The sequence below is a fragment of the Chryseosolibacter histidinae genome (genome assembly GCF_018598225.1).
GTDB lineage: Bacteria > Bacteroidota > Bacteroidia > Cytophagales > Cyclobacteriaceae > Chryseosolibacter > Chryseosolibacter histidini.
On sequence record NZ_JAHESF010000004.1, the window covers coordinates 171,956 to 187,451 of the forward strand.

Below are 15,496 nucleotides of genomic sequence, written 5' to 3' on the forward strand. Positions count from 1 at the left end.
ATTACCATATTTTATAAAAAAGAATATTTTTGTGGCTTGCGATCGAATGTGAGAGGTCCCGATTTACTGAACGTTAATGCAAACTGATACAAAAGCAATAGACTTAGTGATGCTTGTTGATGATAACGACACTGATAATTTTATCAGCAAGCGTATTATCGAGATCACCAAGTTTGCCAAAAGGGTGGAAGTAAAAGGATCAGGGAAGGCCGCCCTGGACTATCTGCGCGAAAATCAAAATACCTCGGAGAATCTGCCGAGCCTGATATTCCTGGATATCAATATGCCCATTGTGGATGGTTTTGTATTTCTCTATGAATTTGAAAAGTTCAATGAGCTCGTCAGGAATAAATGCAAGGTGATCATCCTGTCCAGCTCCGATAACAAACGCGACATCGATAAGATCGTCAACAACAATCACGTCATCAAGTTCATTACCAAACCCCTCACTGAGGTTGCGCTGGACGAGATCAAACTGAATAACATCTGAGGCTTCATAGGTTGGTGTGGTATTCCTTTTTTAGGGATTTTTTAAACCAATGATATGAAACGTAGTATGTCCCTGAGGGCATTTTTGCTTGTGGCCCTGCTTATGCCTCTCGCCACCATTGCCCAAAACCCCGATTCGCTGATCTGGAAAAAGAAGCTCAACTTTGCCGTGAACTTCAACCAGGCCTCGTTCTCCTCCAACTGGAAGGCGGGGGGTGTCAATTCCATCGGGTTCAACAGCCTGTTCAATTACAAAGCCAATTATAAACGCGAGCGTGCCTCGTGGGATAATGAGATCGACCTGGCATTCGGTTTCGTCAACAACTCCGGCCAGGGCTACCGTAAAACGCTTGACCGCCTTTACCTCGACACAAAATACGGGTATGAGCTGAGCAAGAACTGGGGATTGTTCACCTCCCTTAATTTGCTCACCCAGTTTGCCAAGGGGTATAATTACCTCGATGACAACACAAGCCAGCTGATCTCCGATTCGTTCGCGCCGGCGTTCATCACGTCTGCATGGGGTTTGGAATATCATCCCCTGGAATATTTTAAAGTGCGCTTCTCACCCTTTGCGCCCCGCGTTACCATTGTGCGTGACCCCACAAGGTTTACAAAATCAGTAGGTCCTGAACCCTATGGCGTAGACTCCACCAAGACTGCTCGTTTCGAATGGCTCGCGTTCCAGATGCTGGCCGAATTCAACAAGGAGATCGCTCCCAATGTGAACCTGAAATGGCGTTACCTGCTCTACGCTAACTACGAGACGCTGGATCTGAAGACCATAGACCACCGCATCGACCTCGACATTGTGGCCAAAGTGAACAAGTATATCAATGTGAGCATTGGCGGCATTCTGCTGTACGACTATGACCAGGACCTCGGTGTTCAGTTGAGCCAGGTGTTCTCGCTGGGTTTTTTATACAATTTCCAGAACTACGAGGAACCGAAGAAGCCGTAAACGCGCTGGCCCGGGGCTTGGCGGCAGCTGGTAACATAGAACCTCTTAAATTCAGCGCAGTTTTTCTTAAGTTTGGCTTCTATGGATAAGAACAAGTTCACAGAAGCCGTTACACGGTCATACACTTTTAACAACGCTTCCATTTATCTCGGCGCCGGTGTGCTCGAAGGCGAGATCCTGGCAGATGCAAAGGTGAACCTCGCCCTGCGCATGATGAACCGCCACGGCCTGGTTACGGGCGCAACGGGCTCAGGAAAAACACGCACATTGCAATTGCTTGCCGAACAGCTTTCCGCGGCAGGTGTGCCTGTCTTCATGCCCGATATGAAGGGCGATCTTTCTGGTATGGCGAAGGAGGCCTCCGCAAGCGATCAGATCAGGGAAAGGGCAGCTGCGCTCGGTATCAGCTATCAACCCTCGGCATTTCCGGTAGAGCTGTATTCGCTGACAGGCAAGGGTGGTGCCCAGATGCGGGCCACGGTCACAGAATTCGGGCCCGTGCTGCTGAGCAAGATCCTCGAGCTGAACGAGGTGCAGACCGGTGTGCTGAACGTGCTCTTCAAATACGCCGACGACAAGAACCTTCCCATCGTCGATTTCAAAGACCTTAAAAAAGTTCTGAACTACCTCACAGAAGGCCCCGGGGCTGCAGAGATCAAGGCCGATTATGGAAAGATCTCCAGCGCTACCGCCGGCACCATCCTGCGCAAGATCGTATCGCTGGAACAGCAGGGTGTTGACCATATTTTTGGTGAGCCATCGTTCGAAGTTGAAGATCTTTTCACCAAAGTAGATGGCCGCGGGGTGATCAGTCTTTTGAACGTATCTGACATCCAGCATCAGCCAGCCGTGTTCTCAACGTTCATGCTGGCGCTGCTGGCGGAGATCTATCAGTCCCTTCCCGAAGCCGGCGACCTTGACAAACCTCGGCTCGTGTTCTTCCTCGACGAAGCGCACCTCCTGTTCAAAGATGCCTCGAAAGCTTTTATGGACCAGATCGAGCAGGTGGTGAGGCTTATCCGCTCGAAAGGCGTAGGCATTTTCTTTTGTACACAACTTACCTCCGATGTTCCACCCACCGTGCTTTCGCAGCTCGGCAACCGCGTACACCACGTGATCCGCGCTTTCACTCCTAACGATGTAAAAGCGTTGAAAGAGACCATCAAAACTTTTCCGGCATCGCAGTTCTATAACATGGAACAACAATTTACCCAGCTGGGAACAGGCCAGGCGTTCATCACTGTGCTGAACGAAAAAGGCATCCCTACTGAAACTGTGGTAACACACCTGGCGCCCCCCGCGTCTGTGATGGGACCACTCTCTGCGCAACAATGCCAGGACCTGCTGAGCGCATCGGAAATATTCGGCAAGTACAGCAACGCGGTTGACCCGCAGAGCGCTTTTGAGCTGCTGGAAGAACGCTTGCTACAGCACCGCGAGGAAGAAGAAGAAACCGAAAAGAAGCCGGCGAAAACCTCCACATCAAGACGGAAGGAGAAATCCACTTTCGAGGAGGTGATGGGGTCGCCCGTGGCCAAACAGGTAGGCCGTGAGCTTGTGCGGGGCGTTTTTGGTCTTTTATTCGGAACTTCCACAGGAAGAAGGTCATCACGCAGAAAAAGTATCTTCTAAAAAGATAGAGTGTCACAGTCCTGATAGTGACCGGGAACGTGGTTTTTTTCACTGACAAATGCTAATTTGTTTGAACCTGTTCGGCTTTGCGTCAGGCAGGAAATAAAAATTTGAATTATGTGGGAAGACGATGATGACAACGACGACGGTGGCTACGATCCTGAAGAGGAGCGTAAGAAGCTTGAGGCATTGCCCATTTACAAGAAGGCCCTCGAGATCCTCGATCTCACCGAGCAGATCGTCGATACCTTCAACGATGAAGATACGGCGAAGATTCACCGGCAGATCATGCTGGAGGATGCCATGATCATTCCCGCCAAGATCGCCGGCGCAGAAGCCATGGACGATTATATTTTGAAGATGGAAAATGCCACCATCATCAAGATCCACGCGCGAAGCCTGCTCACGCAAACCTCTTCTGCCAAATACCTCGACCTGCAGGACGAACGTTATCTCCAGCTGTTGCGCGACGAGATCGAAGCCTTCCGGCTCCTGTTCAAGAAATGGATCCAGTCGTTTGAGATCGATACTACGAAGGAGGGCGATGGGTGGGGACTTTTTGTGCCTGATGAGGAATGAGGTTGGTTAAAATTTAAAGTTTAAAGTTTAAAGTTTAAAGTTGGGAGAGTCTCGTTGCCAGTTGCCGGTTTCCGGATGGCCGGTTTAGGAGCGGGCACGGCTTTCACATTTGTGTTTTCAATTCTCGTTGAGCGTAACCCGAAAAGAACTGGTAACTGGCAACCGGCAACTGGTAACCAACTCAGAAATCGGTATCCAACCCAAGTCGATCCTTCATCTCTTTCAGGATCGGGTTCTTTTCTGCGAGGTAATCGAATTTGTCGCGGTTGGTGTAGATGATCTTTTTTTCGTCGCTGGTGGCGAGCTCGCCGCTTACCTGGATGGAAGTGTTCCTTAACTTTTCGCGAACGAAGGCGGTAAGGTCAATTTTAATGGCGGCAAGCATGGTCTCATGCACAGGGCTGAGCAGGCTCACAACAATGTGCTTGCCTTCCAGCAGCTTATAAGGCTGAGACAACATCTGGAATTCTGCCTGATATTTTTTACGTGTTGCGGCAAACTCATCCCATGCGGCGCGCAGCTGCTCTTCCGTGAACGGTTCGCTCAATACCCGCTCTGCTTCTGCAGCCTTCTGCTCTTCGAGCTTGCGATCGGTCTTGAGCAGGTCGGTCAGCTTCAGCGTCTTAGGTGCGCTCTTCTGGCCCTGGCTTGCGGGTGCCTGTGATGGCGGTGCAGGCGGTGTTTCTTTTCTTGTGTCAGGCGGTAGAGGAGGTGGTGGCGGAGGAGGCTGGGGAGCCGGATTGGTCGCGGGAGCATTAATGATGACAGGCTGATCTTCAGCGACCTGTTCAGGATTTTCAGGCGTTACACTAATTTTTTTTTTAATGCCTGTTCTGCAGACGCACCATTTTGCTGAAGGTTGAGCACGTGGCCAACATGTGCCATCTTCATGAGGGCAAGCTCGGCGGAGAGTCGCTGATTCTTGCTGGCCTTGTAGTTGATGTCGCACTGGTTGGCGATGTTCAGCCAGGTGAGCAACATCGAAGGAGGAGCGGTCTGTGCCTGTTCGGCGTATTTTTTCTTCACGCTATCGGGCACTTCCATCAGCTGAACAGTGCGGGCGTCTTGCGAAACGAGGAGGTTGCGCAGGTGCTCGCTGAGGCCGACGATAAAATTGTGTCCGTCAAAACCCTTTTTCAGGATCTCATCGAACAACAGCAGCGGCTGGGTATGGTTCTGTGATAAAAGCGAATCGATAACCTTGAAGTAATAATCGTAGTCAAGGATGTGAAGGTTGGCCAGCGTTGACTTGAACGTAACACCTTTACCCGACGAGTACGTCACCATCAGGTCGAAGATGGAGAGCGCATCACGCAGGGCACCGTCTGCTTTCTGGGAGATCAGGTGCAACGCTTCATCTTCAGCGGGGATACCTTCATGCTGCGCGATCTTCTTCAGGTGATTGGCAATGTCGCTGATCTGGATGCGGTTGAAATCAAAGATCTGGCAGCGCGAAAGGATCGTAGGGATCACTTTATGCTTTTCAGTGGTAGCCAGAATGAAGATGGCGTATGACGGCGGTTCTTCCAGCGTCTTCAGAAATGCATTGAAAGCTGCATTCGAGAGCATGTGAACTTCGTCGATGATGTAAACCTTGAATTTTCCGAACTGAGGAGGGTAACGGACCTGGTCGATCAGGTTCCGGATATCTTCCACGGAGTTGTTGGACGCCGCATCGAGCTCGAAGATGTTCAGCGAATTGGTTTCGGCTTTTTCTTCGAAGCCGTTGATCAGGCGGGCAACGATCCTGGCACAGGTCGTTTTGCCCACACCACGCGGCCCGCAGAATAAAAGGGCCTGCGCAAGCTTGTTGTTGTCAATGGCGTTCTTGAGCGTGGTGGTAATATGCTCCTGTCCCACCACTTCATCAAAGCCTGTGGGTCTGTATTTACGCGCCGAGACAACAAAACTATCCATGCGGCTGCAAGATAGAATTCAGTTGACAATTGACAAGAATGCAGTTGACAATAAATTTGGCCCCGTCTTTCGAAATTCTGCGTAATGTTCTGAGAGAAAGCAAGATGCACGAATGTTCTGCAGCCGGTGGTCGGCTTGCATCCAATGGAACCAAATTCCCGTTATATTTGTCTCCCAGTTGTCAATTTGCCTATTGTCAATTGCTTTTTTGTTAATAACGGGGCCGACCGGTTTTGACAGGATGCGTAATGACGTATGCAAGCATGCAGGCTCATGGGATGAGAGCCTTGAAAGATAGTCCTAAACCATACTTGGCGAGTCTAACTACGCCATGGCTGCTTAATTAACTAATTGTTAGTTAACGCTTAGGGTCGAGCTAAGAGCTCCCCGGCCATCATCGCTCAGTGCCTTTGTTTTGTGGGCGCTGGTATAGCGGTGTCGTTCAGCAAAACTGCTCCGTGTGAGGTTACTAAACGCGGCTAAGACACAGTGACTAAGGAGAAGTTTAGGCTGTTGATTGCCTTGCTGCTCCCGACAATTAAAATCAACTAAGCATGTAGAAAGTACGGTGTTATCTTCTCTGGACCAGAGTTCGATTCTCTGCGGCTCCACTCACGCCCACCGCTGGTTAACCAACGGTGGGCTTTTTATTTCCGTAACAAGAATATTCCTACGCTCCACCAACTTTGTATTATAGACCGTTAACTTCACTTTAAATTGGTCATGAAAGTTAATGTGTCGAAATATAAAGTCAGGGATTGAAGCTTGCCGTTTTTTACCGTCCAATTCTCTGAAACGTTCCCGTTTATTTTCTGGCCGTTCGGGAACTGAAAGTCATAGTTCCCAATGACACTCGCCTTATCGCCTTCGATGATCATTTGTTTAACTCTCATCGATTGAAATCTTTGTGAAAAGCGTTTTATGATCTCAACATATGCCTGTTTGCCCACTACAGGCTGCGTGTTATTCATATCACCGCCTACATATTGAAAGTCGTCAGCAATGGTGTCTTCCCAATTGGCCTTTGCGGCGAAACCCTTGTAATAAGTGTCAAGGAGTTGCTTTGTGCGTGCGTGATTTTCCATAAATAAAGAAGTTTTAGTTTAGATGTTGTTGCAAAATGCAAGTACAAATATAGGAAGTTATTGCATTTTGCAATAGCTTTGTATTGTATGAGCAAACAAAGATCCGATTGCCCGATAAGCTGTACCCTTGATGTGATTGGGGACAAATGGTCGCTTTTGATCATCAGAGACGTTATGCTGCGGGGTAAAATGTCTTACAGCGAGTTTTTAAATTCGGAAGAGAAGATCGCCACGAACATTCTTGTGAGCCGGCTTACTGTTCTGGAAGAGGAGAAGATCCTGGTGAAGAACGTATCGCCGGAGAATAAATCCAAATACATCTATAGCCTCACCCAGAAAGGCGCAGACCTGCTACCGATAATAATCGAGCTGATGGATTGGGGGGCAAAGTATAACAAGAACTGTCCAAGAAAAGAGCTTGGGCAGAAGATCAAAAAGGATAAATCGGCTGTGGTGCGGGAATTAAGTGAGGCCTTAAAACAAAAGGTGAAATAGCTAACTTGCCGGTATGAAGAATGCTATCAGCCTGCACGTCAGTCACCCCAGTGCCAAACGAACAGAACATTTCCTGAACCGCGTTGAGGAGGAACTGGTGCAGATCCCGTTCGACTGGCAGAAGCTAAAACGAGCAGATGTTGTCAGTGGAGCGGCTAAGCTTGTAACGAAAGATCGATCCATTGCCATCGTGGTGGTGTTTGCAGATTCTTACCTCGATGCCAATGAGATCGCCAGCGCAAATGCATTTCCTGAATTGCTGCATGCGCGATGGACGGTTAATGGGGATGTGCTGTATCTTGTTGAGGCCGCGGATCAGGATAAGGTGAGCGCGTTATTGAGTCTTTTTGCGGGAGAAGAGTGAAGCTTTTTTGTGACTGAGAATTCTCTATATTGAGGGCAGGCTTGGCTTTGCTAAAATTATTCGCCACTATGACTTTAAAAGAATACAGAGAATATTTTCGTGTGAGTTATAACCAGTTCATCACGCAGCATAACATCCAGGATAGTCAAATCAGCAAAAACGTTCGTTACAAAAAACTTACGGACGTGGACCGGATCGAACTTGGCAATAACCAGTGGCTCTACTTCAAGGACGGTGAATTAAAAATGATCTACATCTCGGATGAAGCCCTGGCAAAAAAGATCTGGACTGAGTTCAAAAGCATTGCTGCCAGCACTACCGAAGAAACAGTTCGCTCCAGGGCAGGGAAAACTTCCAATCAAATAGTTTTTGCTGAACAAGGTATTACAGTTTCTACACACAAAGACAGCGTGGATTTCATCGAAATATATCCTCCGCAGTCTCTGCAAAATTATCTGGCCAATATTTATCGCGATCCGGGGCCGTTTATAAGATAGGCAGCAATACCACCCTTGCTTATTGCACCGGGCATGGGTTTGTTATTGGCACTGGTATGGCGCACAGATTCATGTTTGCAACCGGCATTGAGAACAGCAATCCAACCATTGACGGCGGCCGGTTTCGCGTGGATGAGTACGAAAAATGCGGCCATTACAAATACTGGAAAACTGATTTCGAGCTCGTTCAGGAGCTGAAGATCCACTTCCTGCGATACGGTCCTCCGATCCACAAAACATTTCTTAGTCCTGGCCGCTACGACTGGTCGTTTGCAGATGAGACTTTCGGCGACCTGCGGAGAAGAAAGATCATCCCGATCGTTGACCTTTGTCATTTCGGATTGCCCGATTGGCTTGGGAATTTTCAGAACCCCGATTTCCCTGAATTGTTTGCAACCTACGCGGCCGATTTTGCCAAACGGTACCCCTGGGTGCAGCTATACACGCCGGTAAACGAAATGTATATCTGCGCACTTTTTTCCGCCTACTACGGATGGTGGAATGAGCAGCTTACCACCGACAGATCGTTCGTTACAGCTTTGAAACATATTGTCAAAGCCAATGTGCTGGCTATGCGCAGGATCATCGAAGTGAGGCCGGATGCCATTTTTATCCAAAGTGAATCAACAGAATACTTTCACGCCGAAAATCCCCGGGCCATCAAACCCGCCGAGCTGATGAATGCGCGGCGGTTTCTTTCGCTCGACCTGAATTATGGCAAACGTGTGGAATCCGAGATGTACGAATATCTCATGGACAACGGAATGACGCGCGAGGAGTATCACTTCTTTCATTCCAACAACCTCAAACGTTATTGTGTGATGGGTAATGACTATTATATTACCAATGAGCACCGCGTTTGCCAGGACGGTTCCACCAAATCGGCGGGTGAAGTATTCGGATATTACGCCATAACCCTGCAGTACTATCAGCGATACCAGCTTCCGGTGATGCATACGGAGACCAACTTCTGGGAAGGCGCCCGTGGTGACGAGTCCGTAAACTGGTTGTGGAAGGAGTGGGCCAACGTACTTCGTGTCAGGAATGACGGTGTGCCCATCGTTGGCTTTACCTGGTATTCGTTAACCGACCAGGTTGACTGGGATACCGCGCTTCGGCAAAACAACGGCACCGTGAACCCATTGGGACTGTATGACCTCAACCGGAACATCCGCCCCGTAGGGAGGGCCTATCAGCAACTTATTCACGACTGGCGTGAAGTGCTGCCACTGCAAAGCATTTGCCTCGTGATGCCCATCGAATACCCTGACAAGTTTGAACCCGGTGCGCAGGAGATCAAACGAAGCGCTGTTGCAGCGCGCAACGATCAAAGCACGCATTCACTGCTGAAGGCGGGACAGGAATCCAATAAATGAGCGAGTCACGACTACATTTCAAACCTGCTTCACTACACTTCGCGCCCCCATCACTATATTCCGAAGCAACAGCCCATCGTTGGGACACCGGTTGCCCGTACTTTACCTGGGCGGAGTAAGCTTTGGGTACCGACCAGTGAAATACTGGCGGGCCATTCCCGATCTTATATCCATGTTATGAATCGTATCATCTAATGCAGGGATCTATGAAATGTAAAACCGTTGTTGTGTTGTTTGTTTTGAATTGTATGGGTGTCAGCAGCTTTTCGCAGGGTGCTTCAGACCCGCTCGACGATGACTTTTCCAGCCCGGCCACCATGGCTAACTGGAAGTGGCTGCATTCGGTGGAAGGATGGCCCGACAAGGTGCGCAAGACAGAGATCAGCAATGGAAACCTGGTGATCGAGCCGGGAACGTCAGGCTGGTTTGCCGATAAAAATGCCCCGTTCCTGTTCAAGGAAGTGAACGGTGATTTTGATGTAAGGGCGCGTGTTAAGGCAACCGGGCTCACTGCTGATGTTGCTCAAACCACGTGGTCTCTCGGCGGCCTGATGGTACGGGTGCCTAAAAAAAGTAAAAAAGACAACTGGGTTCCCAGGGATGAGAACTGGTTGTTTATGACCACAGGCGTTGCCGAAGTGCCAGGCAAGCAGGTTGTGGAAACGAAGTATACCCTCAACAGCCGTTCAAACCTGAAGCTGAGGGATGCCAAGGCCGACTGGATCACCCTCCGAATAGTGCGTGTAGGGCATGCGTTCATATTGCTGACGAAATATGACAATGACAAGGCATGGACTGTACAAGACAGGTTTTATATAGCAGACTGGCCACCCGTGCTGCAGGTGGGGTTCAATGCCTACACCAACAGCATGGCCGTTCCCGGCAATATACTTTGGGGCGACCCGTTCAGGTTCAATTCAGAAATATTCGATCATCTGGGTAAAGTCGACTTCAGGCTTACCGTGGATTTTATAACATTCAAAAAAACGAGGCAGAGCTTTCAGGTAGCAGGAAGTCCGGGGCAGACCTGGCTCAACCAGGTATCGAAGAATACACTGGCAGATCACGCGGTAAGCAATGAGGAAATTCTTTCGCTGTTAGGTGATTGAGTGTCGGAATTATCCGCCCATAAAAGATTGTAACCTTGATCACACCTGACCGTTGTACGCATGTATATGAAAAAGAATTATTCCGCATCGCTCATCGCCCTTCTGTTCCTTTGCCTGGCCTGTAGCGATGATGATAATACAAAGGATCCGTCATCACTGCCAGCCAAAGCGTTAGATCAGTATGGTGGTGCGCTGGTGAACATCGAGCAGCTTACCAACGAAATGGAATTCATTGCACGCGAGGCACTGACCGGTACATTCACTTCTTTTCTGACTTGCTCAAACATTCAGACCACCATCGATGGCGCGGACAAGGTCTACACCATAACGTTCTCTGGGGGAGCTTGCGCCGATAACAGGAAACGGTCGGGGCAGCTGCGCGTGGCTGTAAACCAGGGCACGCTGGAGGTGATGATCCAAACCACAACGCTCGTTCGTGATGCGCATAGCCTTGAAGGCATCTTCAGCTTCCAGCCCGTGACACAGGATCAGAAAGCGTATACCAAACTGGTTGTGCTGAACGGAAAATGGACGGAGGATGGTCGCTCGATTACCTTCACAGCCAATAAACAATATTCGTGGCTGCAGGGCAGACAGACACCTGCACCGGATGACGACAGGCTGGAGGTTGTATCGGGAGATTACTTCATCACCATACCATCGGTCGGCCCGTGCGAAGCCGAGATCAAAACACCTTTGCAGATCCACGGCGAATGTGCCGCCAGGTTGCATCTACCGGTTTCAGGCAAAGTGACCCTTGAAACGATTCAGTATACAAAAACCGTAAGCTTTGGAGATGGAGCATGTGCTTCGGCTCCCACGCAGGAATAGTAGGCCCTCCTTCGCCAAGGCTACGGCGGACAAAGCAATGAGCGTGCACATTATTGGCGTTCAGCGTACTTATGTTCAGGCCATGGGATGTTCCGTTGTTGAGACCTCGTCGATCACTTCTCCTTTCAGCTATAACAAAAGGTTTATATCTTTGAAGGATTTATTTAACCATTTTAAGTCCGCCTCATGACAACCGAGATCCTGCTGCGTTATGTTCATTTCATCTCCATTTTTACCATCGTTGGCACGCTTGTATCGGAGCACCTTTTGCTGAAACCGCAGCTGACGCGCGGTGAGATAGGAAAGTTGTCGCGCATCGATGCCGTGTATGGAATCGCCGCGCTCACACTGCTTGCGGCCGGGCTTACTATGTGGCTGGGTGGCGTTACAAAACCTTCTGTCTATTACACCAAGAACTGGATCTTTCACCTGAAGATCACCTGTTTTGCGTTGATCGGTATTTTGTCGATCTATCCCACCATGTTTTTTATCAGAAGCCGGAAGGGGGATCCGGCAGAGATGGTATCGGTACCGAAGGCGGTGGTCTGGATGCTCAGGTTCGAGCTGACACTGCTGGTGATCATTCCGCTGCTGGCGGGATTGATGTCGCGTGGCGTCGGATATTTCGGTCGATAATTTCAGACATAAATAAACCCCTTAAGACGTCAAGGTCCTAAGGGGTTCTTTTCTCAGGTTACTAAAACATCTAAAGGCTTACGGTACTATTTTCCGGATGAGCTCCTGGTCAACCGAAAAACCTGTGGCCTCCGTCACATAGATAGAACCATCAGCAGCCCTGGCGATACCTTTCAGCTCGTCGAACTCTGCATCTCCGCAGGCGCCATTCTTGGGTGAAAAGCTGATCGTATTGTATCCCACCATGGTAGACACTGCAGCGGTGGCGAGGTCTACGCGGCGGATGAGGTTGGCATCGGCAATGTAAAGAAAGGTGCCATCTGTGATCATGCCATGAGGCTCATTGAAAGAGCTATTCAATCCCAGTCCGTCAGTTGAAGAAAATCCCGTAGAGGTACCACCCGCGAAGGTGCTTACGGTCTTGTCTGTCAGGCTTATTCTTCTGATGCGCTCGTTCGCTTCATCGGCCACGTAAATGTATCCGTTGGCTACGGCGATGGCTACAGGAAAAGAAAATTTAGCTGTGGCTGCAGGACCATCAACATAACCGCCTGTGCCTGAAGGCACAATGGTGGTGACCTGCCCGGTTAAAGGATTCAGTTGACGAATGGCGTGACTATCTGAGCCCTGCGTAAAATACAGGGTACCATCCGCTGCAGTGGTGATGCCTGCAGGGTTTCTGAGTATTGCAGCTGTACCGGTTCCATCGGTTGTGCCGCTGGTGGCGTTACCTGCTACCGTTGTTACCTGTGCTGTTTGCGGATCGACCTTCCTGATCCTGTTGTTGTTTGAGTCAGTGATGTACAGTTGTCCATCGGTGCCAACGGTGATGCCCGAAGGCCTGCTGAATTTTGCAGCTGTGCCTACACCATCGGCAAAGCCATAGTCACTTCCGGCAAACGTAGTGACCTGACCCGTGGCGAGGTCAACCTTGCGAATACGGTTGTTATTTGCATCGGCAACATACAGGGTGGTTCCGATAGTGGCCATGCCTTCGCCCCATTGAAATTTTGCCGCTGTGCCCTGACCGTCAGCGTATCCTGCTGCACCGCCCGCAAGTGTTGATACATTGCAGGGCCTGATCTTGAACGGAACAGTGCTCGCATAAATATTGTCACCTATCCTTACCTGGATATCACCCTCGGTAACATTTTCTGGTACTCGCACAACGAGGTAATTTCCGGTAGGGCTTACTTCCGAAATAAGTGCTGTGGTCCTTCCACCGCTCGAATGCAGGAACGTTACCGCGTTACCAGAGGCGGTCGTGGCGAACGTTGTACCGGTCAGTACCACGGTGCTCTCGGCGGCGCCGCTGGTGGGACTGATGGTGAGGTTTGCTGTGGGTGTGATAACCGTGAAATCAATGGTACTGGTACCGACAGCGCCCTTCAGGTCAACCTTGATCTTGCCCGTAACAGCGCCAGCGGGAACATGTGTGTACAATACTTTTTCTCCGGAGATAGATCCCGTGCCCGCCAGCGATGCCTGGATCGTGGTGTTGTTAGGGCCTGGGAAATAGATCTTACTGTTCTCGGTCATGTTGAGGCCGGAGATGGTGACAGGTGAAGCAACCGGTCCTGAAGAGGGTGTGATGCTGTTGATAACAGGCACCGGACCGGAAGGGGTCGGATCTTTTTCTTTTTCAGAGCAGGAGTGAAATAAAATACCTTCGCTCAGCAGTAGTAAAAAAAAGAATAGGGATAGTCTTTTAGGTTTGTTCAGGTACATGCGTTAAAAAAATGAATGGTGGAAAAAAATTGTACGCAAAGATTGCGAGCGGCTGTAAGATAATTTCAGGTAGGATGACCATTCTTTGAACCGTGTAATATGCAGCGGCATTTTGTGCCCTATACAATCAAATTGCAGGCATTAGTCTTCATCCTTGTAGTTTTGTGGCTTGCCGCGTAATGTAAGATCGGGCTGTATTTCTCACGGTTGTGTTCCTGCCACGACAAAGGCATGGAATTCATAGTCCTTTTTGACTAATGCATGGTTGTCGGTTACCAGTTGCCAGTTGCCGGTTTAGCGAAGCATACAGCAACACTTACCGGCTTCGGCTCAGGTTCATTCCCTTACTTATCTATCTCCCGCAACTGAACCCGAAGTGAAGTCAACACTACACCTAACTGGGCAACTGATAACCGGCAACTGGCAACGGTTTAGATCGCTGCAGCTACCGCTTTCACCTTGTGATTTCCGGCCACTGAACCGAATGACCTTACCATTCTATTCCAGGCATTGATCTGAATGATGGCCAGTGTCAGGTGTGCGATCTCCTGCTTGGTGAAATGTTTCAAAAGCTCCTCGTGGATGTTGTCACTATGCTCCTCTTCGCGCATGCGGGTAAGTCTTTCTGCGAACTCAAGCGCAGCCTGCTCTTTCGGCGAATAGTAAGTGGTCTCTCTCCAGGCTGATACCGATAATAATCTCAAAGCTGTATCACCTGCCTGTACACCTTCCTTCAAATGCATATCCAGGCAATACGCGCAGCTGTTGATCTGCGATACCCGCATTCGGACAAGCTCGAGCAAGCTGTAATCCAGTCCTGAGTGATCGACATACTTTTGCACCGTGTTTAAAGCCTCGTAAAAGCCGTTCGGCATTTCTTTATAAGAAATTCTTTCCATAAAAATGTTTGATTTGCACTAAAGACGAAACGGGTCTTTCCGGCGTGACACTTTTTGAGGAAATTTTTAAAGCGATGCCAGCTTATCAGGATTTCGGATCATGTACACATGTGCTATCCGCCCTTCGCTCAGGGTCAGGATCTCGCAGGAGACCAGCTTGTTGTTCTCATAATAGAACAACGCCGGTTGATGATTGACCCATTTTCTTTCAACGCGCCATTGACTGTGGAACTTTCTGTAAAGCCCGGTGATCATCAGCACCACCGGCTGTTTGCCATACACCGTGTTCATCGAAGCCTTCGCTTTTCCGCCACCGTCAGAGATGAAGTCTACATCTTCGCTGAGCAACTGCTCCAGTTGTTTGATATCGCCGTGCTGAATGGTCTCCAGGTAGCGGGCCAGATGCTCAGGCTTAATGTTGACGGTATCTGAAGGACTGTCTGACTGCAGCTGTTGCCTGGCACGGCTTAACGTCTTCCGTGAATTGTCAACGGTGATTCCCAGAATGGCGGCGATCTCTTCGTGCTCGTAGTCAAAAGCTTCTTTCAGGATGAAGACAGCGCGTTGCCGGGCATTGAGTTTTTCCAGCAGCACCATCAGCGAATACGATAAGATCTCGCGCCTGTGTATGGAGCTCTCGGCATCTTCGGTGGCCACGGGCTCGGGCAGCCACTCACCCGGATACCCGGCCCGGCGTTTCTTCTGTTTTCTTTTCTGATCGATGGCCAGGTTCACCACCATGCGGATCAGGTACGACTTGTTGTCGTTGATCTGTTCGTGGCTGATCTGCGAGAACTTGAGGAAAGTATCCTGCACAACATCCTTTGCATCCTCGTAGGAGCCAAGGATGTTATAAGCATATACGGTTAGTAAAGGCCTGAGATCGTCCATAGTGATC

Annotated in this window: 17 protein-coding genes and 1 other RNA gene; 12 read left to right on the forward strand and 6 right to left on the reverse strand. The window is 49.6% G+C overall.

Features of this window, described 5'->3' with window-relative positions; all coding sequences use genetic code 11:
• The first annotated feature begins 76 nt into the window (after positions 1 to 76).
• From KK083_RS05645 to KK083_RS05660, 4 genes are all read left to right on the forward strand, one after another.
• Entirely contained in the window at positions 77 to 490 is a 414-nt protein-coding gene (locus tag KK083_RS05645; protein ID WP_254161589.1) for a response regulator, read from the forward strand.
• Positions 491 to 544: 54 nt separating this feature from the next.
• On the forward strand, positions 545 to 1,450 hold the full coding sequence (locus KK083_RS05650; RefSeq protein WP_254161591.1) for a DUF3078 domain-containing protein: 906 nt from the start codon (positions 545 to 547) through the stop codon (positions 1,448 to 1,450).
• Positions 1,451 to 1,531: 81 nt separating this feature from the next.
• Complete coding sequence (locus tag KK083_RS05655) at positions 1,532 to 3,082, forward strand: helicase HerA-like domain-containing protein (protein WP_254161593.1); 1,551 nt, start codon at positions 1,532 to 1,534, stop codon at positions 3,080 to 3,082.
• A gap of 117 nt (positions 3,083 to 3,199) precedes the next feature.
• Positions 3,200 to 3,661, forward strand: coding sequence for a hypothetical protein (locus tag KK083_RS05660; RefSeq protein ID WP_254161595.1), 462 nt, complete (start codon positions 3,200 to 3,202; stop codon positions 3,659 to 3,661).
• A gap of 181 nt (positions 3,662 to 3,842) precedes the next feature.
• Here KK083_RS05660 and KK083_RS05665 read toward each other — a convergent pair whose 3' ends face one another.
• Together KK083_RS05665 and dnaX are read right to left on the reverse strand one after the other, a co-directional pair.
• On the reverse strand, positions 3,843 to 4,208 hold the full coding sequence (locus KK083_RS05665; RefSeq protein ID WP_254161597.1) for a DUF8439 domain-containing protein: 366 nt from the start codon (positions 4,206 to 4,208) through the stop codon (positions 3,843 to 3,845).
• Between the two features lie 257 nt (positions 4,209 to 4,465).
• Entirely contained in the window at positions 4,466 to 5,578 is a 1,113-nt protein-coding gene (dnaX, locus tag KK083_RS05670) for a DNA polymerase III subunit gamma/tau (RefSeq protein ID WP_254161599.1), read from the reverse strand.
• 219 nt (positions 5,579 to 5,797) lie between these two features.
• Between dnaX and ssrA the strand changes: the two genes are divergently transcribed.
• Positions 5,798 to 6,192, forward strand: a transfer-messenger RNA (tmRNA) gene (gene ssrA / locus KK083_RS05675).
• A 93-nt stretch (positions 6,193 to 6,285) separates the two neighbouring features.
• Here ssrA and KK083_RS05680 read toward each other — a convergent pair.
• Positions 6,286 to 6,663 carry a nuclear transport factor 2 family protein gene (locus tag KK083_RS05680; RefSeq protein ID WP_254161601.1) on the reverse strand — a complete coding sequence of 126 codons (378 nt, stop codon included), beginning with the start codon at positions 6,661 to 6,663 and terminating at the stop codon, positions 6,286 to 6,288.
• A gap of 87 nt (positions 6,664 to 6,750) precedes the next feature.
• Here KK083_RS05680 and KK083_RS05685 point away from each other — a divergent pair, with 87 nt between their 5' ends.
• The 7 genes from KK083_RS05685 to KK083_RS05715 all read left to right on the forward strand — a co-directional run bounded on the left by KK083_RS05685 (position 6,751) and on the right by KK083_RS05715 (position 11,971).
• The gene (locus tag KK083_RS05685; protein ID WP_262899456.1) at positions 6,751 to 7,158 is read left to right on the forward strand and encodes a winged helix-turn-helix transcriptional regulator; all 408 of its coding nucleotides are present in this window, start codon (positions 6,751 to 6,753) and stop codon (positions 7,156 to 7,158) included.
• Positions 7,159 to 7,171: 13 nt separating this feature from the next.
• Positions 7,172 to 7,522: a hypothetical protein gene (locus KK083_RS05690; protein ID WP_254161606.1), complete on the forward strand. Its 351-nt coding sequence runs from the start codon at positions 7,172 to 7,174 to the stop codon at positions 7,520 to 7,522.
• Positions 7,523 to 7,590: 68 nt separating this feature from the next.
• Positions 7,591 to 8,019 carry a hypothetical protein gene (locus KK083_RS05695; RefSeq protein WP_254161608.1) on the forward strand — a complete coding sequence of 143 codons (429 nt, stop codon included), beginning with the start codon at positions 7,591 to 7,593 and terminating at the stop codon, positions 8,017 to 8,019.
• Positions 8,020 to 8,075: 56 nt separating this feature from the next.
• On the forward strand, positions 8,076 to 9,395 hold the full coding sequence (locus KK083_RS05700; RefSeq protein WP_254161610.1) for a family 1 glycosylhydrolase: 1,320 nt from the start codon (positions 8,076 to 8,078) through the stop codon (positions 9,393 to 9,395).
• Positions 9,396 to 9,601: 206 nt separating this feature from the next.
• Positions 9,602 to 10,504, forward strand: a complete 903-nt coding sequence (locus tag KK083_RS05705) for a DUF1349 domain-containing protein (protein ID WP_254161612.1) — start codon at positions 9,602 to 9,604, stop codon at positions 10,502 to 10,504.
• A gap of 66 nt (positions 10,505 to 10,570) precedes the next feature.
• Positions 10,571 to 11,335 carry a hypothetical protein gene (locus KK083_RS05710; protein WP_254161614.1) on the forward strand — a complete coding sequence of 255 codons (765 nt, stop codon included), beginning with the start codon at positions 10,571 to 10,573 and terminating at the stop codon, positions 11,333 to 11,335.
• A gap of 186 nt (positions 11,336 to 11,521) precedes the next feature.
• A complete protein-coding gene (locus KK083_RS05715; RefSeq protein WP_254161616.1) occupies positions 11,522 to 11,971 on the forward strand; it encodes a DUF2214 family protein in 450 nt (149 codons plus the stop codon).
• A 78-nt stretch (positions 11,972 to 12,049) separates the two neighbouring features.
• Here the strand turns inward: KK083_RS05715 and KK083_RS05720 are convergent, their stop codons facing one another.
• The 3 genes from KK083_RS05720 to KK083_RS05730 all read right to left on the reverse strand — a co-directional run bounded on the left by KK083_RS05720 (position 12,050) and on the right by KK083_RS05730 (position 15,489).
• Positions 12,050 to 13,699, reverse strand: a complete 1,650-nt coding sequence (locus KK083_RS05720) for an IPT/TIG domain-containing protein (RefSeq protein ID WP_254161618.1) — start codon at positions 13,697 to 13,699, stop codon at positions 12,050 to 12,052.
• A gap of 431 nt (positions 13,700 to 14,130) precedes the next feature.
• Entirely contained in the window at positions 14,131 to 14,598 is a 468-nt protein-coding gene (locus tag KK083_RS05725; protein WP_254161621.1) for a carboxymuconolactone decarboxylase family protein, read from the reverse strand.
• 66 nt (positions 14,599 to 14,664) lie between these two features.
• Positions 14,665 to 15,489, reverse strand: a complete 825-nt coding sequence (locus KK083_RS05730) for a sigma-70 family RNA polymerase sigma factor (protein ID WP_254161623.1) — start codon at positions 15,487 to 15,489, stop codon at positions 14,665 to 14,667.
• Positions 15,490 to 15,496: the final 7 nt, after the last annotated feature.